Annotated in this window: 15 protein-coding genes; 2 read left to right on the forward strand and 13 right to left on the reverse strand. The window is 35.4% G+C overall.

Features of this window, described 5'->3' with window-relative positions; all coding sequences use genetic code 11:
* Positions 1 to 30 precede the first annotated feature (30 nt).
* Positions 31 to 1,647 carry an amidase gene (locus DF185_RS15440; protein WP_110361661.1) on the forward strand — a complete coding sequence of 539 codons (1,617 nt, stop codon included), beginning with the start codon at positions 31 to 33 and terminating at the stop codon, positions 1,645 to 1,647.
* Positions 1,648 to 1,652: 5 nt separating this feature from the next.
* Here DF185_RS15440 and DF185_RS15445 read toward each other — a convergent pair whose 3' ends face one another.
* From DF185_RS15445 to DF185_RS15460, 4 genes are all read right to left on the reverse strand, one after another.
* Positions 1,653 to 3,623: a tetratricopeptide repeat-containing sensor histidine kinase gene (locus tag DF185_RS15445; RefSeq protein WP_110361662.1), complete on the reverse strand. Its 1,971-nt coding sequence runs from the start codon at positions 3,621 to 3,623 to the stop codon at positions 1,653 to 1,655.
* Positions 3,624 to 3,741: 118 nt separating this feature from the next.
* Positions 3,742 to 3,957: a hypothetical protein gene (locus DF185_RS15450; protein ID WP_110361663.1), complete on the reverse strand. Its 216-nt coding sequence runs from the start codon at positions 3,955 to 3,957 to the stop codon at positions 3,742 to 3,744.
* Between the two features lie 113 nt (positions 3,958 to 4,070).
* Positions 4,071 to 6,398, reverse strand: a complete 2,328-nt coding sequence (locus DF185_RS15455) for a TonB-dependent receptor (protein WP_207784669.1) — start codon at positions 6,396 to 6,398, stop codon at positions 4,071 to 4,073.
* Positions 6,399 to 6,463: 65 nt separating this feature from the next.
* Positions 6,464 to 7,129 (reverse strand): metal-dependent transcriptional regulator, encoded by a 666-nt coding sequence (locus DF185_RS15460; RefSeq protein WP_110361664.1) that lies wholly within the window; start codon positions 7,127 to 7,129, stop codon positions 6,464 to 6,466.
* 293 nt (positions 7,130 to 7,422) lie between these two features.
* On the opposite strand from DF185_RS15460, the gene DF185_RS15465 reads away from it, so the two are divergent.
* Complete coding sequence (locus DF185_RS15465) at positions 7,423 to 10,302, forward strand: fibronectin type III domain-containing protein (RefSeq protein ID WP_110361665.1); 2,880 nt, start codon at positions 7,423 to 7,425, stop codon at positions 10,300 to 10,302.
* Positions 10,303 to 10,444: 142 nt separating this feature from the next.
* On the opposite strand, the gene DF185_RS15470 is transcribed toward DF185_RS15465, so the two are convergent.
* The 9 genes from DF185_RS15470 to DF185_RS15510 form a co-directional block, all read right to left on the reverse strand.
* Positions 10,445 to 11,662 (reverse strand): hypothetical protein, encoded by a 1,218-nt coding sequence (locus DF185_RS15470; protein ID WP_133250050.1) that lies wholly within the window; start codon positions 11,660 to 11,662, stop codon positions 10,445 to 10,447.
* Between the two features lie 18 nt (positions 11,663 to 11,680).
* Positions 11,681 to 12,889, reverse strand: a complete 1,209-nt coding sequence (locus DF185_RS15475) for an NADase-type glycan-binding domain-containing protein (RefSeq protein WP_133250051.1) — start codon at positions 12,887 to 12,889, stop codon at positions 11,681 to 11,683.
* 216 nt (positions 12,890 to 13,105) lie between these two features.
* Positions 13,106 to 15,310 (reverse strand): ankyrin repeat domain-containing protein, encoded by a 2,205-nt coding sequence (locus tag DF185_RS15480; protein ID WP_110361668.1) that lies wholly within the window; start codon positions 15,308 to 15,310, stop codon positions 13,106 to 13,108.
* Positions 15,311 to 15,929: 619 nt separating this feature from the next.
* On the reverse strand, positions 15,930 to 17,468 hold the full coding sequence (locus tag DF185_RS15485; RefSeq protein WP_110361669.1) for a DUF2130 domain-containing protein: 1,539 nt from the start codon (positions 17,466 to 17,468) through the stop codon (positions 15,930 to 15,932).
* A gap of 254 nt (positions 17,469 to 17,722) precedes the next feature.
* The gene (locus DF185_RS15490; RefSeq protein ID WP_110361670.1) at positions 17,723 to 18,412 is read right to left on the reverse strand and encodes a protein NO VEIN domain-containing protein; all 690 of its coding nucleotides are present in this window, start codon (positions 18,410 to 18,412) and stop codon (positions 17,723 to 17,725) included.
* Between the two features lie 112 nt (positions 18,413 to 18,524).
* Positions 18,525 to 20,207, reverse strand: coding sequence for a UvrD-helicase domain-containing protein (locus DF185_RS15495; protein ID WP_110361671.1), 1,683 nt, complete (start codon positions 20,205 to 20,207; stop codon positions 18,525 to 18,527).
* The gene (locus DF185_RS15500; RefSeq protein ID WP_207784671.1) at positions 20,198 to 22,357 is read right to left on the reverse strand and encodes an ATP-dependent nuclease; all 2,160 of its coding nucleotides are present in this window, start codon (positions 22,355 to 22,357) and stop codon (positions 20,198 to 20,200) included. Before DF185_RS15500 ends, DF185_RS15495 begins: the two co-directional genes overlap by 10 nt.
* Positions 22,358 to 22,656: 299 nt before the next feature.
* Positions 22,657 to 23,013: a hypothetical protein gene (locus tag DF185_RS15505; RefSeq protein ID WP_110361672.1), complete on the reverse strand. Its 357-nt coding sequence runs from the start codon at positions 23,011 to 23,013 to the stop codon at positions 22,657 to 22,659.
* Positions 23,014 to 23,348: 335 nt separating this feature from the next.
* Complete coding sequence (locus DF185_RS15510; protein WP_110361673.1) at positions 23,349 to 23,561, reverse strand: hypothetical protein; 213 nt, start codon at positions 23,559 to 23,561, stop codon at positions 23,349 to 23,351.
* Positions 23,562 to 24,238 lie beyond the last annotated feature (677 nt).

The raw sequence follows: 24,238 nt of genomic DNA on the forward strand, positions 1-24,238 counted from the left end.
TACTTGTAAATACCTAAGACCAATTAAACTATGAAACGTCGCCACTTTATATCGCTATCAGCAATAGCCGCACCCATGCTAGCGGGACTAGGAATTTCTTCCTGCAATACCAACACTTCGAACAATGAAATTGCCGAGCATCCAAATTTTAACGACTTTAAATACAACGAGAAAAGTATCTCAGAACTTCAGAAACTGATGGCTACTGGTAAATTAACTTGTGAAGAATTGGTAATAGAATATCTGGATAGAATTGATAAAATTGATAAAAATGGTCCCGGTTTAAACTCGGTTATTGATATCAATCATGATGCTTTACCTCTAGCCAGACAACTTGATGAAGAAAGAAAAAATGGACAATTACGTGGTGCATTACATGGTATCCCAATTCTACTAAAAGATAATATCGACACTGCAGATAAAATGATGACAACTGCAGGTTCCTATGCTTTAGAGGGCAATTTTGCATCGGAAGATGCCTTCATCGTAAAACAATTGAGAAAGTCGGGAGCTTTAATATTGGGCAAAACCAATTTAAGTGAATGGGCCAATTTTAGAAGCACACGTTCATCGAGTGGATGGAGTGGCCGAGGAGGACAAACTCACAATCCTTATGTCATCGACCGATCACCTTGTGGCTCTAGTTCTGGCTCGGGAGTTGCCGTTGCTGCCAACCTATGTGTTGCAGCCGTGGGTACGGAAACAGATGGATCTGTTGTCTGTCCCTCTGGACATAACGGCATTGTTGGCATCAAACCTACCTTGGGAATGGTAAGCAGAACTGGCATTATTCCTATTGCTCATTCGCAAGATACTGCCGGACCAATGGCAAAATCTGTAAGAGATGCCGCTATTCTTCTGGAGGTGATGAGCGGATCGGATCAAAACGATAAGATCACGCTAAACGATAAGAATGAAGCATTAAACTATAGTGCAAACCTGAATAAGGATGCCTTAAAAGGAAAACGCATAGGGATTATTCGAGCAATGATGGGATTCCACTCTGAAGTGGATAAAATCATTGAACAAGCTATTGAAGACATCAAATCAGCAGGAGCTGAAGTAGTTGATGTTGAACTGGAAAACCTCAATCAATATGGCAATGAGGAGTATGAGGTATTGCTTTACGAATTCAAACATGACTTAAACGAATACCTAAGTAAATGCAAATTCCCTATTGTGAAAAGCCTTGATGACATCATCAAATTCAATGAGCAATATAAGGATCGTGAAATGCCTTGGTTTGGTCAGGAAATCTTAGAAATGGCCAATCAAAAGGGTGATTTAAATGAAAAAGAATACCTGGAAGCATTGGCAAAGTGTAAAAAGTTATCGGGAGAATTAGGCATTGATTACACGCTAAAAAAATACAATGTGGATGCGCTAATGGCTCCTACCAATGGTCCCGCCTGGAATATCGATCTAGTAAATGGTGATCATTACGGCGGAGGGAGCAGTCAACCTGCAGCAGTTTCTGGTTATCCAAACATTACTGTTCCTGCAGGATTTGTGCACAGTCTTCCAATTGGGGTATCATTTTTTGCAGAAGCTTTTTCTGAAGCAAAATTGATTCAGCTGGCATATTCGTACGAGCAAAACACAATGCACAGAAAAGCACCGGAATTCTATTCAACAATTATGCAATAAAGATTCTATTTACCGGAATGAATACAGGGAAGCTCTAATTCAAAAGTGGTTCCCTGTCCTTCCTGGCTTTCCACTTTAAGCTTGCCCTTGTGAATCTGAACCAACTCTTGTACCACATTCAAACCAAGTCCCGTTCCTTGTTCGCCCCTCAAGCCCGTCTTACTTTGTGTAAAGCTCTTCTCATTAAACAGGTTGTTGATTAACAATTGAGACATCCCGATTCCTGAATCTTTCACCTTTATGTGAATAGCAGAGGAATCCGTAACGGCGCTTAAAGTTATTGTACCATTTGCCTCTGTATATTTCAAAGCATTTGAAATAAGGTTCATCAATGCAATTCTTACAATATTTGGATCAATAAAAACCTGTTCAACTTCATTTTCGACTTTAAAATCAATTTGATTTTTATTCAAATCCGTCATGTAAAACTCTTTCAACTCACCTATAATCTCATCAAACTGTACATCTTCCGGATGAAAATGAATTTTACCAGACTGCGACATGGACCAATGCAACAAACTCGTAAGTAACTTCAAGCCTTCAACTGCCGCCTGATTAATAAACTTGGCATACTTTCTTGACTTCTGGCAATCTTTTCGCTCAATTTCTGTGATGAGAAGTTCACTAAAGCCGATTAAGGAATTAAATGGATTTCTCAGGTCATGTGAAATCACCGAAAACAATTTGTCTTTGGTTTGATTCATCTGCTCAAGCTTGCGATTCATCTTTCGATTGTACCTATATCGCCATACCATTATGGCTATGATCACAATCATAAATAAGATAATAATCACCAAATTTTGCTCCAACAGCTTTTTGGTTTTTAACTCTTGTTCGGTAAAAGTCAAATCAGATTGTACCTCAAAGCTCCGTTCCATTTCGTTGATAATCTCAAACTGTTGAACCGATAGCACAGAATCATACAGTACATGAAACTTCTCGAAACTTGAAGTTGCTAACTCGAAATCTCCAAGCACTTTATAAAAATCAATGTAAATTTTCGAAACTTCTATAATTTGTTTGGTTACTCCTAAATCAAGAGCTGTGTTCATAGCAAGCTGAAGATACTCCTCTCCATCCTTTTGCTTTCCTTTCTGAGCATATACCAAAGCTATTCCCGTGTAGTTATCTACAAGTCCGAAATCATGATTTTGCTTATTGTTCAGCTTAATTGCATTTGTATAATACTCTTTTGCCTTATCATACTCTTCGCGCTGGTAATAAATATTTGCCATCCCATTCAAACAGAAAGCAGCATACCTGCTTTTTTCTGCTCCAACACTCATAGCATAGGATTTTTGATAATAATTCATTGCAGCATCCAAATCTCCAATCATAGAATAGGTGCGAGCAATTTCCCGGTAAACCGATCCAATTCCAACTCGTTCTCCCAATTCATCCCACAAATCCACAGCTTCATTAAAATAAGAAAGAGCCAAATCATACTCTTTGTTCTCCCGATATACCAAGCCGATATTAACGTATGAATAAGATCTTCCTGCCGGATGATTTAACTGTTCAAACAAGGCCACAGAATACTCGGAATACCTTAAGGACAAAGGAACATTACCAGTCATTAGGTACAAATCGCCCAAATTATTGTAGGAATAAGCCAACTGTACCGAATCCTTTTGCTGCAAACTATACTTTAATGCATTTTGAAGATTAGGGATTGACTCTTTGGTTTGGTAGAGGTAATGCAATTGAATTACTCCCATAAAACCATATATTTTTGGCAGCTCAGTTTGGATGTTGTTTTCAATGGCCAAATCCAAAGCTCTTCTTCCGAGTACAAGTGCCGAATCGGAATTCACTTCTCTTAATCGCCAACAATCATGGGTAAGCTGCTGTATCTCTTCAGTAACAGACTTTTCTGCAAACAACTGCTTCACAGTTTTTCCATCCGACTGCGCATGAGATGCCAGTACGATAGAATAAATAAAAACTACAAAAACAAACAGTCGTTTACACAACATATAGTATACCGATTAAGAATTTAATTTGAGTTAGATCACAATGCATAATCAACTATACAAAAATAAAGCTTGAATTTAATTATTATTCAAGCTTTGATGTATCCTTCTCAATACTTTACTAAAGGAAAAATTTGTATGCTATAATCAACAGTACAATAAATACTGCTGCCAACAAAGAATACTTGCTAGCAAAGTTGAAAGTATATCCTAACATTGGATCATACTTGGGAACAATACCCCTGGGATCCTTTCGGTTACAATAAAATGGTCCGTACCAATTCCCCAGGTCTTTGTGCATTTCATCCAGAATATGCTGATTAAGTTTTTGTTTCATAATTTATTTATCATTTATCCAAATTTAAGTAAATCTGAAAAAATAACAACAAAAAAACCGAAAACATTTTTGCATATTTTCGGCTTTTGTTGATTGGATAAATATTATCGGAATTACCAGCTTTTCAACCTCACTCCTACATAAAAGGTTCTTGGTGATCCTGGTCCATAAACATAGTTGCTATCACGATTCTTTCCACTGTCGAAATCATCCTGGTAAGCATTTGTTATATTTTTAATTCCTCCGAAAAGCTCCAATCCTGAGTCTACCTGCTTCAATTTAAAAGTATACGATAGCTTAAGGTTTAACTCGGTAAATGAATCTGATTTTTTATACTCATCAATGGATTGTTCTGGCGCTCCTCCAAAATGAGCCAATAGCATAGGTCCTGTGTAAACGCTGCTAAGTGTAGCATTGAACTTTGAAGATGGCGTAAACGACAAGCTTGCATATCCATACTTTTCTGGAGTTCTCAAAAACTCACGCTTGGCTTCCAAACCATCTATGTTCTCTACCGCCTCATCGAACTTGCTCGACTGCAAGGTAAAACCAGCTTCGAACTGCGCCTTTCTATTGTAATTAGCTCTTAACTCCAAAGTGACTCCTTGTACTTTTGCTCCCGATCCATTTCTCTTTTCGAATCTATCGCCAAATTCATCAGCTTCCAATGGCTCTAAATAAAAAGCATCATCCAACTTGGTATAGAATCCTTCCAAAGTAAATCCTGCAATCCACTTTTCTGTTGCCTTGTCGTAATTGATCGATCCACTCAAGGAGTTAGATCTCTCTTCTTTCAAATCATCAGCCAAAATAATTCTGGAAATTCCTCCTCCTGCAAATGCGATGTGCATATCAGAATCGAAAGCCTGAGGAGCTCTAAAGCCAGTTCCCCATGTCAATCGAAGCTGCGTATTGGTTTTGTACTTGTACAACAATGACAAACGTGGACTTAAAATGGCTTTATCAACTAAATTGTGCTTATCTACACGCAAACCAGCAAGGAAATTTAAATTTTTACGTACTTCCCAATCCGACTGGAAAAACCCACCAAAGTTCTTTGTGGTCTGATCTGTTCCATAACTGTAGCGAGGAATCGAGTCCAACACATCATCATACACATACTCTGTTCCAACAGTCAATACATTTTTTCCGCCTAAGAAATCATTCAACCTATGATTCAATTGGGTTCCAAACTGTAAGGTCGTATTCTCTGTATCCCCATAAGGAGGATTACTCAAATGCAAATCAATTTCGTCCTGATCATCAGGATAGATACCGGTATAATGATCTCTTTCGGTATACTGGCCTGCCGCATAAGCAATAAAGGACGAATTGTCTTCATTAAAATTTATTTGATAATCCAAACCAGCCATCAATACATCATGCGTTCTTTCTTCTGATTGTTTTGCCAAATGAGCTGCCCTATCAACAATTTCGCCTCCATATCGATACTCATGCAAGCTGGTAAAGCTCAATTCCAACTTCTGATTCTCGCTAGGCTTATAAAACAGGTTGGCACCAAAAGAATTGTTTTTTAATTCAGGCAGTTCCGAATAATTGTCTCCATTGGCATCGTAAGCACTACGCGTTCTGCGATTCACATAAATGGATGCACCTGCATTTCTTTTCTGATTCAGCATGCTGATGTTTCCATTCATAATCACATCCGATTCTTTTCCATCAATAAATTGGGTAGTCACGCCAAAATCATAGCTTGGTTGACTTGGAATCTTGGTAATCACATTCACGGTTCCACCAATGGCACTCGAACCATACAATGCAGAACCACCACCACGGACTACCTCTATTCTTTCCACCATATTGGCAGGAATCTGCTCCATTCCATACAATCCTGTTAATGGACTAAAAATAGGACGACCATTGATCAGGATTTGCGAGTAGCCACCACCCAGACCATTCATTCTAAGTTGTGTATAATTACAAGTTTGACAATCGGTTTCTACACGCAAGCCTGGCTGAAAACGCAATCCCTCAGAGATATTACAAGCCTGTACCTGATCCAATGCTTTACTCTCCAAAACATTCACAATTACCGGCGATTCGGTCTTTCTCTTGAATGTTTTTGTTCCAGTAACCACAACATCATCAAGCGACATCACCTGCTCCTTCAATACAAAATTTACTTCAATGGTTTTGCCACTTTCTACTTTTATCTTTTGCCTGGCAATTTCATAACCCATCGATTTGGCTACAAGGGTATGTTCCCCTACCGGCAAATTCACCAATAAATAGTGTCCCGTATGATCGGTAGTGATTCCTAAGGTAGTACCCTCCAAATAAATACTTACAAAAGGAATGTGTTCACCACTCTGCTCCGATTTTACATCTCCAAAAACATTCGCATCCGTTTTCTGCGCCAAAAGAGTTTCACTAATCCCCAGCAAACAGAGAATTACAAATAAGTGTCTTATCATCTTCATTATATTAATATTTTCTTTATTATTCATTATTAATTGATCATTGTTAACTGATCACTGTTAATTGTTCATTGTTCATTGACCTTTGTTACATATATATTGTTCGAAAATTCTTTTGGAATGACAATTTGTCTTCCAAGAATCGAAATTTCAGTCAATTGATTTTTGCTATACTGTTTTGCCACTTTTATTTCATTGTCAATTTCAATCTTGTTATCACAACAGAAATTGTAAAATTCTTCATCATTGCTCACCAACCTAATGATTCTATACTCCTGACCTTCCTCTGCTTTAAAAAGCACTTTACTGTCTTTTTCAAAATCAACAAAGCCATATCCATTGGGAATGGGATCTCCATGAGGATCAAAACTTGGTTTCTCCAAATAATTCCATAAAATTTCGGCCATTCTATCTGATGTAGCATGCTCTAGCAATTCAGCTTCGTTATGTATCTCCAACAAGCTCATGTCAAAAGTTCGATACAGAAATGTCTCCCACAAACGATGCTTTCGAATCACCTGAAGCGCAAATCTTTCTCCCTTTGGAGTTAATTGTAAAGGTTGATATTTTCGATATTCAAGTAAATCCTTCTCCGACAACTTACGTGCCATATCGGTAGCAGCAGCATTACTGATGCCCAAAGCCTTTGCAATAGAGCCTGGTTTGGTATCCCTTGCCTCTAAATTGCGAAAAGAGTATATGGTTTTTAAAAAGTTCTCTATAGATGCCGACATTTGAATAAAAGATTTAAGCATACTTAAATATTAATTCAAATATATTAAAAAACCTTTTATTTAGACTAATTATACTTTAAATTTTTTATAAAAAATACGTCACCTCACATTTAACACTTTGTTTATTAATCAAAATTTACCTTCCTTTGCATCCCCCTTTTTAAAAATACAATTCGATAGAATTGTTAATCAGAAGTCATCTTAATCAACCAATACTTAAAAAAATTATTTGCTTGTACGTGTTTATACGAGTTGACTTGTCCTGTATACTATAGAATAAAAAATATTAAATTATGCGAGTAAAATTGATGTTTGCATGGCTAATGGTAATGGCCTTGGTTTTGATTTTAAGTTGTAGTAAGGATGAAACCAATCCTGAAATAGAAATTAAATTAAATCCATCGAATTTTAATATCTCAGTAAAAGATCTTACCTACAATTCTGCTGAAATTCAGTGGACAGCTTCCTTAATTGCAGATGAATCGAAAATTGTGTACGATGTTTACCTAAATGATGAGCTAAAAGCTAAGAATTTGGAGAATTTAAGCTATCAACTTGAAAAATTGGAAGCTGTAACTACTTACAATCTAGAAGTGATTGCAAAAAGTATTTATGAAACTCAAGTTGTTGTTTCGTATGAATTGACGACAAAGGACACCCCCAATCCAGGAGCAATCGCATTGAAAATGGATAAATTATCCAGCGATCAAATAAAAGTTTCATGGAAGAACTCTGATCCAACTCAAAATTTATCTTATTCAATCTATCTGGACGATGTATTAAAATCTGAAAATTTAAAGGTGTCGAATTTTACCTTCTCCGGCTTGGAAGGGAACAAGTTGTATCGAATCAAACTAATTGGAACAAATGAGTTTGACAAAACAGTTGAAAGTAATCTTGATATTACTACCAATGACTATGCTGATCCCAGTGATTTTACCATTTCTGTAGAAAGCGTAACAGGTAATGGAGCAAAAATAGTTTGGGGATCTTCGGAATCTGAAAAGTTGACTTATCGAGTTCTTTTGAATACTGTTGAGCATGCTAAAGGTCTCGAGGTTTTGGAATATGAATTCAAATCTTTGACTTTTAACACGCAATATGTTGCAACAGTTGAGGCTACGAATGAGCATGGCAAAACCAAGAGCAAGCAAATTGAATTTACAACTTTAGAAGCAGGAGGGCCTTCTGATTTTAAGATTTTCGTTGAAAACATTAGTCAGGAATCGGCACTTATTCGTTGGGAAACAAAAGGTGACAAAGATGAAGTGATCGGCTATAAAGTATTTGTCAATGGATTTTTTAAGGGCGAAGTTTTTAATGACAATCAGATTTTGTTAGATCGATTGGAAGCAGGAAAACTTTACCAACTTAAAATAGAAGCCAAGAATGCCTACAATAAAACTTTGGTAAAGACCTCAGAGTTCATGACTCTTGAAGCAGTGAGCTTGTCTGATTTCACCCTTAGTTCGCAGGAAATAGAACAAACTTCGGCACTTTTAAGTTGGACCGAATGTATTGCCAGTGATGGCAGCAAAGTGAGCTATGATGTTTATTATGGAAACGGATCGATTGCCAAAAGAGGATTGGAAGAAAGGCAATATCAGGCCACTGGGCTTCTGGCTAATCAGGAGTATACCTACAAGATTGAGGCTCGTTGTGAGAAAGTATTATTGCCACGTTCCCAAACCATTTCATTTACAACAAAGGCCTACGAAGTTCCTGGTGAATTTGAATTAAAGGTTCAGGATATTACAGAAACCCAGGCAAAAGTAAGCTGGACAAATTCAAAACTACCATCAGGAGGTGAAATTACCTACGAGGCTTACTTGAATGACATGCCTTACACGTACAATGCAAGTGGAAATGCATTTGTTTTTAAAAATTTGAAACCCGAGACCAACTATACAGTCAAAATTGTAGCTAAATCTCAAAACAATACAACCAATGAACAAACAATTAGTTTTACAACAGAAGCAGAAGTTGTTCCCGAAGTAAAACTTAGTGTTACAAATATTGGGATTCGATCATTTGAATTAAACTGGAAACTAAGCGAAAGTCCATCTTTCGACAGTTATGAACTTTTTCTGGATGGCAAGTCCATAAAGGCAGGGTATTTTCTAACTTATACCTTCAGCAATCTGCAATCAAACACCAGCTATAAGTTAAAGGTACTTGGCAAACGTGGGGGCAAAACCTATCAGAAAGAAGTCGAGGTAAAAACTTTAACCTATCCTGAAGCCTTGAATTTCGATATGGTAATTCATCCGAAATCCTACAATCAGGTTGAAATCAATTTAAATGATTTTAAAGAAAAGAATGGAGATCGATTTGATGATTTCGGTGAGATGACCTTTGAAGCCTATTGGAATGGAGTAAAAGAATCATGGGGAAAAGGTGTAACATCCAAAATTGTAAGAAATTTGAAGGAGCAAACCCATTACAATTTTCAACTAATTATAAAATATGCGGATGGAAGCATTGCTTTGGAAAAAAGTGCTGATTTTACAACACCCGAAAATCAGGCTCCTGTTTGGAATAGCGATTTAAGAGTAAAGCAAATAGGCTTTAGTTTCCTAGAGTTGGAAAATAATTTTGCTACTGATGCTGAAAACTCAAATTTGGTTTATACCTACTATGTTAATGGCACTGCTCTTCAAAGGAATATTAATTATGGAGGAAACACAAGAGGTACTGGACAGATTGAAAGTGATGCAAATACAAATGATAATACAATTTTATTGACACACCTTGAATCGGATACCGACTACAGCTTTTATATTGAAGCAAAGGATCCTCTCGGAAAAGTAAGCCGTAGTAATACCATCCAGTTTAAAACTGCTGTTGATGCTAAGGAGGTTTTTAACATTATGGCAGCCATCGAAACAAATGCAAAAAAGGTTGGTCCGCGTTGGGCAAAAATGGGAAAGATTTCTTCAATGAAAGAAATACGTATCAATTGGACTATTGATGGTGTTAAGATGGAACGAGGACAGTACATCGATCCTTCAAAAGTGATTGAGCTAGGGAGTGATCATTCTTTAGTTTTGGATTACAGCCCTTTCTTAAAAGAGAATCCTGATGTCAGTTTAAGTTTCACCGTTTTGATAAAATGGATTGACAACGAAGCTCTTGAGCAATCGGAATCAACTCAGATTGTAATACAAGAATAAAATATCATACTTTCAACTATAATAAATCCCGGTCTTCAATTAGATCGGGATTTTTTAATGATTAAGTTTTGGGTGGAATTTAAACAAAACTGCTTAGAATATAATTTGAGAATCAGTTCATCCTTAAAGGTTATTTACTGAATCATTTCTTAAAATTTAATTCAGTCTGCTTGCTCGCAGGAGTTAATATCATATAATCAAACCTGTACATATAATCCTTCAGCGATTCGCTTTCAATTTTGTTTTTCCATGATGATTTTTCAATACTCTTCAAGTCAATAAGTGTCCACATCTCACTTTTAAAATCAACAATAGAACTAAAAAGTGTTTCATCTGCCTCATCAATATTACTGCTAATCTTACCTTCTTGATTAATGTGAGCAGAAGGAAAAATAAGGATATGGGTAGATTTTTGTTGATTGAAGTTTGCCAACTCCATAATAAAGTTCCCTATGTCGTAGATATTGTGATGACTTCTTCCCTTAGAAGCATGTACTCCACCTATTTTCACAAAAACCTTTGGCAAAGCCTCTACTTCCATAGATTTACGGTAATATTCGGTAAAATTCTCTTGCATGATATGCAATCTCTTGTGAATATTATAGTATTGTTCATTCTCATCAAATGCCTTGTATACCTCCCATGATTTCTTCAAATCATCAATAATTTTGTTGATTTCAAAATTACTGCGATCCAACGCATTGAAAAAGTCATTGATTTCATCGGAATGCAAAAGAGAAACTGACAATTTATATTTTCGATCTTGTATACTCTTTTTTGTTGCTGAAATGGCAAAATCTTTAGCAACAGTATACAAAGAATTTAGTCGCTTTGAATTCTCTGACAATAAAAATAGTTTGTCCAACAGGAATACTTGAGAAGTAAAATACTCCTGATCGATTCCCCACAATTCAAACTCATTTTCCATAAAAGCCTTTAAAAATACCTCATCTTCTTTCCCATCGAAAAAAGGAACAGGCACTTCTCCAACCAGATTATTGATTCGAGTATTAAAATCATACAAAGAATGTTTTTCTTTAATCAATTCACTCATTACTTTAGCACTATTGGCACCTATTTCAGCTGCAAAATATTTAAAGTCATTCTTTGTTAATGCGGGAACAATTGCATTGGTAAATTCCGAAACCCTGGCAGAAAAGTGTTCTTCCCCTAATACAACAAACTGAGAGTTTTTAATTTGATTTTTTAGGATTTCAAAGCCTTCACCATAAGCTTCTCCTTCCGATATTTCAAAATAGTAAGTATTGTTTTTTAGCAGTTCATCATCCTTCAATGTTTGTGAAAACAGAGAAGATATAGACATGAAGTGAATGAACAATATGAGCTTAAGTCTATTCATAACGACAGGTAAGTATTTTTAATCATTTAATTCTTCCACTCCAACAACAAATCCGTTTGCAATAAAATTATCACCCGAACTTAACTTCGAAATTGTATACGTTTCCTGTACTCCTTCTATAAAGTCAATTGAAATCAATTGATCGGTTCCATTTTTAGTCAAAAACAAATCCCCAACATTTACTTGATTAATACTTTCAAACCCTTTGTATTGTGCAGATTGTTTTGGTTTTAAAGAAGCCCAACCTTTCTTTTTAATTCGAAATGGATGATCTTGAGTAGCAGTAATTTCTATGCCACTTTCAAATTTATATCTTACCAATCCACGATGATTTACTTTTTCTAACTTCTCAATCCTTGCTGATTTAATTTGATTGTTTTCCAAGTCCATATAAGCAACCAAATCTCTATTTTTAAGATTCTCAATGTTTTTACTTGATTTATCAGCCATTAGAATGCTTGTTCCTTTTGCAAAACAATGAACATCTATACCATCGAAATAAATTTCCGAAATAGCTACATCATCATATTTTAGACCTTTATAAACTTCCAGTATTTCAAATTTCATGGTCCAGTCAGGTTCATCCATTCCTACGTCCCATCCTTTCCCTATAGGTTTAAACTCGAAACTCTGTACTCCACGAATATCTTTCAGGTTTAAAATCACAAATGGCTTTTCATCAATATAAACTTTAAGTTTTTTGACTCTTGAATTATTTTCCCAAGCGGACTTACTTTTCACATAACCATTTACAAGCTTGATTTCAGTAATACGGGCTGAAGCTCCAGCAAATGTATACAATAGAAATTCACCTATCCCATATCCAGAAACACCTTCTACCCAAGCATTTTTATAATTCAAATCATGAGCATTTTGAGCTTCATAGTTTATAGCTCCTTGCGATTTTAAATAACTTGATGCTGCAACCTCTTTAGGGCCGCCTCCACAATACCAACTGCATCCACCACCAATAATATCCCAATAACTTTCTAGTGTTTCATCAACTTTCGAGAGAGCATCTTTATCCTCTTGTGACAAATCATCATATTCCACTCCGTCACCCAACTTTTTCATCACCTTAAAGCCAATCTCTTGATCGTGCTTCCATTCTATTTCTCCTTGCGTACTCAAATCAAGTATTTGTATGGAAGTTGGATTCATTTCCCGAATTTGTGAAAATCCAATCTGTGATATTAAAATCAAACCTATTATTAATAACTGCTTCACGTAAATATTGTATTTTAATTAAAATGTATTTTGCCTCCCAAATAAATGGTTCATTAGAACTATTACATAATCGCACCCCAATTTAACAAGAATAAATCTTAAACAAAACATCCATTCCAATAATCTGACAAATTTTCTCCATTTTCACTTTTCAAGATTATAAGAAAAAAAGCCCCCAATCACTTGGAGGCTTCCTTGCTTCAAATCAATCTGGTATTAATTTCTCCCAAAACCATATATATAATCCTGAGCACGGATAATAAATAACTTGTCAGAGATGGCAGGTGTAGCCATACAGGTTTCCCCTACCGGATTTCGTGCGATGATTTCAAATTCAGGTCCTGCCTTCACAACCACAACCCCTTTGCTTTCGCTTGTACAATACAACTTGCCATCAGCTGCTACCAGCGAAGCCGTTACTGCACTACATTTTAAATTTTTGCGATAGATTTTCTCTCCTGTTTCTGCATGGTAACAAGTGAGCAATCCATTATTGGCCATGGTATACAAATAACCATCATAGGCAATTGGAGATGGCATATAAGTTCCTCCTTTTAGGTATCGCCATTTGATAAATTCACCAGAGGATAAACTATCCGGAATAGAAATATCTCCATGTCCTCCAGGAATTATGGCATAAACCGGACGAACAGGTGGATATCCTCCAGTTACATAAATCAAATCCTTATACACAACAGGTGTACCCACGGTAACCTCTGAGTTTGGTCCCAGTTTCCAAAGCTCTTCACCTGTATCAGGATTATAGGCCTTTATGTATTCGGTTCCATTTGTAATCAATTCATTATGATCCTTCCCATAATACACAACCGGGGTTCCCCAAGATGAGATTTCTTCTCGATTGGTTTTCCAAACTTCCTTACCCGTTTCTAAATCAAAAGCAGCTACATAGGAATCCTTCGATCTGTCGGCCTGAATGATCACGGAATTCTTGTAGATCAATGGAGAAGCAGCATGTCCCCACTGTGTTTCCGATTCGAAAAACCATCCTGCATCAAGCATTCCCATATCTTTTCGCCAAATCTCATTACCATCCATATCGTAACACACCAATCCTTCAGAACCATATAATGCAACCAAATATTTACCATTGGTAACCGGAGTGGAATTGGCCTGTGTTGCCTTAGGATGTCTCTTCACCTTAGGTACACCTTTATATGCTGTTTGTTCCCAAAGAATCTCCCCCTTGCTCTTGTCCAGACAAAAGATCTTCCAAACATGATTGGAGTTGTCATTCACTGGTTTTACATCGCCATATAAACCCACGCGATATTCAGCCGTTGGATCTTCACCTATGGCCGTAATTACATATACTTTGTCTTCCCAAACCACTGGACAAGCATGAGACAGTCCCGGAATCCTGGTTTTCCATTTCAGGTTTAACCCCTTTTCTGCATCCCATCTTACCGGTGGATACTGACCATCACCATTTCCCTGGCAATTTTCTCCCCTGAAGGCAGTCCAGTTCAATACCTCTTTCACTTCTCCTACCTCATCCTTGTACTCAGACTTTACTTCCTTTTTCGCTAGTTCTTCCGTTCGAACAAAATCTCTCTGGTTTTCACCATTGCGAAACTTTACCGCTACAGCTATGTTCTCAACGGTTTTAAACGAGAGTGTAATGCTAGGAAATTCTGCTACAGAAAAAATGTTTAATGAGTCATATTTCAATTCGTAATACTTGACATCATCAAAACTTGCAAATATCTTATTGTCTTCATTTTTGATTCTCAATTGCCCTTCTTTTTCTGAATACAAACCAGCAAACTTTACGTTTTTATCGTGATTATTCACTTTCGGAAGCACAGCTCCTGCATCCTTCAACAATTTGCATAGGTCTGTGTTATTCATCCCTGTTGCAGTTATCAGGGCAGCATTTAATTTATCGCTTTCAATTTTCGTATGATCCAACAGTAGTTTTACGATCTCCACATGCTCATTGCGCACAGCAAATACAATCGCATCATTGGCACCAGCTACATTTTTATCCAGCAATAGCTTTACAATATCGATATTGCCTTCTCTTACACTAAAAGGCAACAACCATTTGGTACTCAAATCAGCACCATGCGCCACCATTAGCTTGATCATTTCGAACTTGCTTTCATAAAAAGCCCATTCAAATGGAGTGGATTGATAAAAACGATCCCTCACATTCGGATCAGCACCATTCTCCAGCAAGAATTTTACTGCCTCAACACTATTCTTCTCCACAGCAAAAGTTAAGGCCGTTGCTCCGTATTTCGATTTTGTATTTACATCGGTACCCTCTTTAATCAAGTTGGCAAGCGTACTAATGTCATTGGTCTTGGCTGCCTTAAAAAAGGGAAGATTGTCGGATTGTGCATGAGCTGAGAGAAACACAGCTACCATGAGGGAAATGCTTAGGAATAATCTTTTCATACTGATATATTATTTGTAGTTAATATTCAAGCTCGATATGGATAAGTAATCACTCCCCTATTCCTTCTGCGCCATCCTACAAATCATATACTCTCCCATATACCAGGTAGTATTACCGACTAATAAATTTATGATATATTTCCTCTCTCCCTTACTTTTTCCTTAAAGATTTAGTTTTCAGATATCTATTTGGAATAATTCTACACTTTAAACAGATACTATCATATGAAAAGATTTTTAAATCCGTAGGTGTATTGCTTAACAAATGATATGATCTAAGCAAAGAGAACACTAAGACGCACAAAGGTTCAAGCTTTTCTCATCTCTGTGTTACTCTGTGACCTCAGTGGTGAAAACTTTCACCTCCAATAAATATTACAATACACTATAATTCGTGAAAATTTTGTGTAATCTGTGGTTTTATTACAAATCATCAGCCTTGTTATTCGGCAAACCCAATTCCAACCACCAAGAACACGATGACACACAGAAGAACAAGCATTTCTCATCTCTGTGTTACTCTGTGACCTCAGTGGTCAAAAACTTTCACCTCCAATAAACATTACAATAATTCGTGAAAATCTGTGTCATTAGTGGTTTACATATATCATCTGTGGTTTTATTTCAAGTCATCAAACTTCGCCTTCATGGTAGGATTGCCATAGGTCAATTTTTTAATGGTCAAATCATCAGCCTTATTATTGGCCAAACGCAAATTGTTCTCCGACGACAAAAGCGCATCCTTTGTTTTCTGAAGATGAGTAATGGTTTTATCGATCTCGTCAATGGCCGTTTTAAATTTTCTGCTGGCCAATTCGTAATTGTAGGCAAATCCTTTTCTAAAAGCATCAATCTTTTCTTCGAACTTGGTGATATCCACATTCTGATTCCTCATCATGTTCAGCTCGGCCTTGTATTGCATTGAATTCATGGCAGCATTTCGAAGCAGGGTAATCATTGGAATGAAAAATTGCGGACGCACCACATACATTTTTTCATACTTGTGCGATACATCAACAATACCCGTATTGTAGAATTCATTATCCGATTCCAAAAGTGAGACCAGTACAGCATATTCACACTCCTTGTCCTTACGATCCTTATCCAGTTTGGCAAAGAAATCCTCGTTTCTCTTTTTGGTAGCAGTTTGATCGTTCTCGTTCTTCATTTCGAACATGATAGAGATCACCTCATTTCCTGCCTCATCCGTTTCGCGGTAAATAAAGTCACCTTTACTTCCCCCTCGTGCATCGTTATCCTTCTCGAAATAGGCTCTTTGGAAAGCCGTTGCACGCAACTTGTTAAATTCCGATTCGCAATGCTGCTCCAAAGTTTCACCAACCATCTTGGTAGAAAGTTTCTGCTTAAAATCCTTCAAACGAACAATCTCATCATCCTTCATTTTAATGGTTTCATCTTTGGCAATCAACTGGTTGGTAAATTGTTCCTTTATCGATTTTTCAAGCAACTCCTTCTCTGTCTCTTTTATTTTCAGATCATTCACCAAATCATCTCTCTGCTTTTCAATCAGCTTGGTTGCCTCCGATACAGCCAATTTCTTCTCCGTCTCTGCCTGCTCTATTTTCGATTTCATCTCAGTAATTTCGCCCTCTTTGGCTGCCAATTTCTGCGATAACTCGGTTTCACTTTGGGCCTTTTGCTCAGTCAGTTTCCTGTCCTTTTCGGCCAACTCCTTTTCCAACAGACTTTTCACATTGGCCTCAGCCAATTTCACCGCATTTTCCTTTTCAGCTTCCTTATTTTTTAGGCTGCCAGCCAAATCATCCCGTTCTCTTTCAATTTGCTTGGTAGCCTCCGATACCGCCAGCATCTTCTCACTTTCTGCCTTTTCAATCTTCGATTTCATTGCAGAAATTTCACTCTCCTTCTCAGCCAACTTCTCTGAAAGTTGCGTATCGCTTTGCGCCTTCAGCTCCGTTAGTTTTCTATCCCTGTCGGCCAGCTCCTTTTGCAAGGCATTCTTGATGTTTGCTTCAGCCAACTTTATGGCATTCTCCTTTTCCTGATCAGCCAGCAACAACCTCTTCTTCAATTCCTCTTCAAACTGACGATCACGAACCTGCTTCAGGATATCCGCAAATCCAGCTTCATCTACTTTAAAGGCTTTCTGACAATTGGGGCAAATTATTTCGTTCATTTGGTATTAGTTTTCTTCTATTGAGCTTACAGCACCTATACTAAAGCTATTTTGTTGTAATTGGTGGTAAAATTAGTGATTTTATTATGCCTGTTCTATTCGTCAGAGCTTAAGTGAATGTTTGGTACCACTTAAATTACAAAGCAGTACTTACACTGTAATGAAATTTATAATTTAAATGATTAAGGCTTGTACTAAACTCTAATCACAAATCCATAATAGTAAATATCAACATAACTCGTCTATATCCACAATCATTTCTCTAATGATAATCTCGCAGCTATTTTTTCTTCAATCATTAATTTGTTTCCAAATCTGTCTTTCCAACATTGTGTCTGACTGTCAAAGCTATAATTATGCAATATCGGCAATTCCAAACAATTCGTAACAACTGCAATAATATATTGAGTTGAGTTTTCTTTTGACTTCATATATTCGTTAGGGGTTAACTCAAACGAAACTTCTTTTCCTGATAATCCCTTAACCTCAATATATAAAGTAACATCTCCTTTTGTAGCTTCAAGATCCCAACCAACATTATCCCTTTCTTTTGAAATAATAGTATAGTTTAACTCTTCAAAATGATCCAACACATAATTTATGGCAATCTGTTCAACCAATTGCTTTTTCAAAACATCTTGTTGCCTACTCAAGAAATTTATTTTTTTTAATTTATTAACATTTTCTTCTTTTTCCTTAAATTTAATCAATGCTTCAAAGTGGCTTTTACGATCTTTATTCTCATTAATATCTATCCTATCTCTTAAATTAATTAGCTCGAAAACTGTTTTGTTATATATTTCATTTTCAGCAAAGCCTAAATTTTTATTTATGGTTCTTATTCCACTTATATAACTTTTAGCACTAGATCTTTTTAATGGTCTTGAATATTTACCAAAATCATATTCATTTTCAAGCCAATATAGAAAATTCCCTTCCATCATTATTAATTAAATTTATCTTTCTCTACTTTAAATATCTCTACTAATGCATGAATCCTTTTACCTACCCATATTAAATTATAACCCGATACCACAATTACATGGTATATTTTCTTTATACTTCTTCAATCTCAAAACAATTACTTAGAGCTGCTCTATTAGCATCACTCAAATTTGGTATCGATATAAATAATTTTTCTCTCGCCCTACTTGCAGCCACATAATTTATTCGTTGTTCTTCATTATTGATTAAATCCGGTGCTAATAAAAATTCCAAATTTGATTCTTCTTTTAAAACTATTAAAACATTATCAAACTCATCACCCTTTGCTTTATGAATAGTCTTATGAAAACTCATATCTTCTGGAATCTTAACACATATAGCTAATTGCTGGTATGAATGCGTTTCGTAGAATGTCTTAGCTTTACCTTTTGCTAAATTAGCAATGGAAGAATTAATATTTGTCTTTAAGAAAGAATGAAAATCGTAAAGAGTCCCCGAATTGTATGTATTATAATTTGATAATAACAGGCAAAGATCATTCATTGCTTTCTTTTTCTTTTCCTCCTTATCAGTAATACCTCCATACATTTTATACAATTCCTTTATTGCATCTTTAAACTTCTTTTCTCTCGCTAATTCAATAGCTTTAATACAAACAGAGATGGTTTTACGTCTAATTGAGTTACTGTCTGAATCATATAATTCATTAAAAAGTTGATTATTTAGTATTATTCCATTAGCACTTCGTTTCATTGCGTTTGAGGTAATATTATCTCTAGATAAAGTATAAACAACTTCTCGTTGACAATGAGAACATGCCTCAACATGTGCACCTAACATATCTCCAACAAATATTTTAGGAATATTCCCCTCCTCATTTCTATGTCTATTTTGAACCAAATCTGTCCTTGTAATATTTAGTACATCAATTATTCTATTAGTACTTCTTCTATTATCTAACATTTGATAATCTTCTATTCCGGGTAAAGCAAAAGATGTAAACTGGGAAGCTTGAGCTCCCTGAAAACCATATATAGATTGGGCAATATCCCCAATAATACCGACAATAGTTTCTTCTGATCCAACTTCTTTCAATATTGAAACCTGAATTGGATTACTATCTTGAAACTCATCTACGAAAAAATAAGGAAATTTTGCTCTTAAAACATTTAATGTAAATGGATATCTACGTATGATTTCATGGCTAAAAAACAATACATCATCATGATGGATGATACCTTTTTCCCAACACATCTTTTTATATTCCAAATATGATGTATTCTTAATTGCATAACCATTTGCCCTATGTGGATAATCAGTTTTTACAACAAGTTCATTTGAAGTGTCAAATATCCATTTTAAGTTCTGAAAAGCATTAATAACCTTATTATCTTCAGTTATTCGCAATTGACCTGTACGAATTTTCCAATCTCTTAAGAATGAATAATTTGATAAGATAGTATCATCATGTCCATCCATTTTCTCAACATTGAGACCAAAGTTATCTGTTATAAAATTAGCATATGGTTTAACTATATGCTTATACAAAAAACTATGTATTGTTGAAACTTCAACATGCTCGGACGTAGTCCCCAGACGTTCCAAGATTGTTTCAACTGCTATATTAGTATAAGTTATACAAGCTATTTTTCTTGTTTTACCTAATCTCTTTGAATTATGAAGGACATTCTTAATATGTTGTACTAACCAATGAGTTTTACCAGCACCTGGTCCTGCTGATACTCTGAAATGTTGTTCTATATCTGGTAATAAGTAATTCGAATCTATCTGCATATCCAATCAATTGCATCTTTTATATACTGAGGAACAACAAACTCATTGTATTCATCAGTTCCTTTTTTTTCTAAATTTTCTTCTAATGCATAAGCTAGTTCCAAGGCATTTTCACCTTTCCCAACAGAATTTAAATACCGCGAAGCAATAATTGCTTTTTTCTTGTCATCATCAGAAGTCCAATTGCAAGAGTTTATTCCACCTTCAATAGCTCTATTCTTTGCATTCGGATTTGTGTCAGTTCCTTTTGGTAATAAGCTTAAAAAATCAGCAACAGATTTTGTGGGATCTCCCATGTAAGTCATTAATTTAATTATCTCATCACGATTACTCATTGATTCCGTTACTAATAATTTAAGTGAGGGATTGTGAAGAACTAAATCATATTCAAATGTTTTTCCTTTGTTTACGTCCTGACTAAAAAATCGAATATTAGGGTGTGAAGAGTATTTACCAATATTATTACTAGGGTTATCTTGATAATCGTACACCGAAGCATCCTGTTGATAATCGAATGGATAACACTTTTTATATTTTTTCTCTGTTTTAAGCTTTCGTTCAAGATCTCTATCAGTAAGACATACAATTTTCTTATTTATGGTATTGGAATTGTTTTGATCAAAAAGATGAAGGAAATGATCAAAATGTCGCCCACCGACATTTATCACAGCAATATGATTATCTTCCAAGGTTTTCGATAAATAAATTTCACCTGTTGGATTTGCTAATTGAGCAGATGTAAATTCTTCTTGAGATTTTATATCGTAGTATTTTGCAAACAATGACATTAAAAGTTGTTCTGCAAGTCCTTCAACCAAAATTACCTTTTGAGCAAAAAGCATATCAGATTTTGTTGCATCTAAGAAGCGTTGCACATATTTTTTACTTTTATTGTCAGAAGGAAATACACGCCCTGTATAACCGACACTTGTTTCTCCATTTTCATTATGAAGACAAATAATTTCATCTAATGAAACAGCCGATGTAATATGAGTGGAATGTGTTGTTACAAATATTTGCCTAGCCTTATTTTTACTATCCTTTAAAAATTTCAGAAATTTGTATTGCATTGAAGGATGTAAATGTGCCTCTGGTTCTTCAATAGCTAATGTAGAGAATACTTTAGCATTACTTCCCATATAACTGCCATCACAGTCAACTTGCATTTTCGCTAAGAGAAGAGACATGAATATCAAATTGTTATATCCTAACCCATTATGTGTTGCTGGAATTTTTATATCAATGCCTGTTTCATATTTTATTATCAATTTCAATGCTGAAAACATTTCAATTTCTGAAAGACTTCCTTCAAAATCTGGAATGGCATTATTGAATGATGCTCCAGTCTCTTTTGCATATGATAAGATTTCTTCCTTCCCTTTTTCCATTCTTCTTTGAAGCTGTTTCAAAGTTGAATCTGCAAGATTCGAAAATTCTTCCTGTCTGGTTCTAATCTCTTCTTTTCTAATATTCTGAATATCTTCAGCAAGAGAGTTCATATCTTCTTTTAAATCATAATCTAAGAAAAATTGAAAAACGTCACGAAGAAGTGTATTTTTTCCTGTCAACATATCTCTTTCAACATCACGTATTGCATCTAAAAATTGAAAGTCAAATTTCTGAAGTGATTCACTATCAGCAACTGTCTTTGTTTTTATATCTCCTCCCCAAATTTTGTAGGTATAAAGTCGAATAAAATTGTGCTTAATAGTTTTCCATGCCTTATCTTTTGCTAAGGTTGGATTACTCTCTGTAATTCTACTAAGTTCAGTTATATAGTTTTCCTTCTCTTTCTCTGGCAAATAGAATTCATAGGTTAATTTTGCTTCATAAGATGCATCCAACTTTATTAACCAATTACCTACTGTTACTAAATCATCTGGAGTTTCATCATTCCCTTTTTTTATTGTAACAGTTATAACGACTTTTGGAGGTGTATCTCTAAGATCTTCAAAACTGATATTCTTATTAAAATCATCAATATCAAGCCTTCTAGATGCATCATTATTTAAAACCAATGCTAATGCTTTCAACAAATTGGATTTACCTGCATTATTATGCCCAATAATAACATTAACTCCTTCTTTAAATTCAATTGTTTTTGATTTGAAATTTCTGAAGTTTTCAATTTTTATATCTGATATGTACATATTTATGATTGTGTTATTTTTGAAATGGCATATTATAATCACTAAATACAATTGAACTTATAGCAATTACATTTTTTAAAATCTATTCTTATTAAGCCCAATAGGTAATTATTGTGTGCCAATTATAGCATTCCGAATTTAACAACAATTATTACCAAACAAAATATTTATCCCAATAAAGTTCAATAGAATTTATCAATACAATTTATATCTTGATTGAAAACACAAAAGCCCCCAATTACTTGGGGGCTTCATACAATTAGATAGTAGCATTATAAATGCTACCTGTAAATCTTTTATTAAGAATTTAATTTTGCTTGTGCTTTTCTCCCAAGTGGAACAAGAACCATTAAAGCAAAAGCCGAAAAGAAATAATATGCCATGCTAATGATACCAAACCAGTAGGTAATATTGTAACCTGTACTATACTTGGCGGCTTTTACAAGTCGCTCTGGTTCTGAAGACAATATCATACTATAAATTTTATTTATCCAAACAAAATTTCCGTGAAAGGCTCCCATAAAAAAACCATTAAACCCAGTGTATTCTTTTGTTGCTTCAGGGTAAACAAAATATGCTATAACAATGCTTGCAATAAAGTAAGAGATCACCTTAATTTTCTTTTCCTGTAGTTTGTTTGTTTTCTTTTCTGTCATTGTCTTTTTATTTAATTGTCATTTATCCTTTAATCCACAAGTCCCAATTTAACAACAAGTATCTCCAAACAAAACATACATCCTATAAACTACAATAGTATTTATCAAAGCCTTATACTTATTGATTGAAAACACAAAAGCCCCCAATTACTTGGGGGCTTCATACAATTAATTAGTATGGTACCTGAGGTTTACTAAGCCATTACAAGCTCCCTCACAAGTTCCTATCTTAAATCAATGCCAATATTATTACAGCACCCACTCTTTTCCCTTACATTCCTCAGATAATCGAAAGCTATTCCCATCATCTTGTCGCCAGTATAACTCCTCTTCCCTCAAACATTTCTATATTTCTCCTTGGTATTAGAATTCTTCTTTAGAACTTGAACAAACTGAATTAAATCACTTCCATCCCGGTTCAATTTACCTACATTATTTCTCGATTTTCTTTCATTCTCAATCAATTTTCTTCTAATCCCAATGGATTTTCTTCTAATCTGAATCGATTTATTTTCATTTTCGTACAGTCTATTTCTATTTTCGCTCAATCTATTCCTATTTTCGTACAATCTATTTTCTTTTTCGCTCTGTCTATTTCTATTTTCGCGCGATCTATTTTCATTTCCCTACTGTCTATTTCTATTTTCGCCCTATCTAATTTCCTTAAAGAACAATCCATTTCGGTCGCAATAAAATTTACCCTACAAAACAACATTCCAGTTGCGACGATTTATTGCAGAATCCATTAAGCCAGGGCGGCAGTCGCTTCGCTCCCTTCCCCTGGGCTAGAATGATATTTGCCCTTCAGGCAAAACAACTATTTTGTACTAATGCATTTCTATTTTTTACATCACGTGTTCTTTTCTCCTTTAGGAGAAAGATAGAATGAGGTATTTTTTGCTCATTGGGCAAATCAGTATAATCCATTTCAAATCACCTCACCTCAATCCTCTCCTTGAGGAGAGGAAGTTGTGCAAAGAATATGAAGGCGTAGGATATTTGTGAGAGTTTTCTATGGTAAAACCATCCTTTTCCGTCGCAATAAAATCCGCCCCATAAAACAACACTTCCAGTTGCGACGATTTATTGCAGAATCCATTAAACCAGGGCAGCAGTCACTTCGCTCCCTTCCCCTGGGCTAGAATGATACTTGCCTTTCAGGCAAAATTTACAATCTTTCTTCATATCAAATTTTGATCATGACTAGAACAGAGGCATAATTTCC

Origin of the sequence: Marinifilum breve, from assembly GCF_003202155.1 — a bacterium.
GTDB lineage: Bacteria > Bacteroidota > Bacteroidia > Bacteroidales > Marinifilaceae > Marinifilum > Marinifilum breve.

Bases quoted from the DNA above. Each gene is read 5' to 3' on its own strand.
- DF185_RS15470 (WP_133250050.1), bottom strand. From the start codon at position 11,662: ATGAATAGACTTAAGCTCATATTGTTCATTCACTTCATGTCTATATCT.
- DF185_RS15485 (WP_110361669.1), bottom strand. From the start codon at position 17,468: ATGAACGAAATAATTTGCCCCAATTGTCAGAAAGCCTTTAAAGTAGAT.
- DF185_RS15495 (WP_110361671.1), bottom strand. From the start codon at position 20,207: ATGCAGATAGATTCGAATTACTTATTACCAGATATAGAACAACATTTC.
- DF185_RS15465 (WP_110361665.1), top strand. From the start codon at position 7,423: ATGCGAGTAAAATTGATGTTTGCATGGCTAATGGTAATGGCCTTGGTT.
- DF185_RS15490 (WP_110361670.1), bottom strand. From the start codon at position 18,412: ATGATGGAAGGGAATTTTCTATATTGGCTTGAAAATGAATATGATTTT.
- DF185_RS15505 (WP_110361672.1), bottom strand. From the start codon at position 23,013: ATGACAGAAAAGAAAACAAACAAACTACAGGAAAAGAAAATTAAGGTG.
- DF185_RS15500 (WP_207784671.1), bottom strand. From the start codon at position 22,357: ATGTACATATCAGATATAAAAATTGAAAACTTCAGAAATTTCAAATCA.
- DF185_RS15440 (WP_110361661.1), top strand. From the start codon at position 31: ATGAAACGTCGCCACTTTATATCGCTATCAGCAATAGCCGCACCCATG.
- DF185_RS15480 (WP_110361668.1), bottom strand. From the start codon at position 15,310: ATGAAAAGATTATTCCTAAGCATTTCCCTCATGGTAGCTGTGTTTCTC.
- DF185_RS15460 (WP_110361664.1), bottom strand. From the start codon at position 7,129: ATGTCGGCATCTATAGAGAACTTTTTAAAAACCATATACTCTTTTCGC.
- DF185_RS15450 (WP_110361663.1), bottom strand. From the start codon at position 3,957: ATGAAACAAAAACTTAATCAGCATATTCTGGATGAAATGCACAAAGAC.
- DF185_RS15455 (WP_207784669.1), bottom strand. From the start codon at position 6,398: ATGAAGATGATAAGACACTTATTTGTAATTCTCTGTTTGCTGGGGATT.
- DF185_RS15445 (WP_110361662.1), bottom strand. From the start codon at position 3,623: ATGTTGTGTAAACGACTGTTTGTTTTTGTAGTTTTTATTTATTCTATC.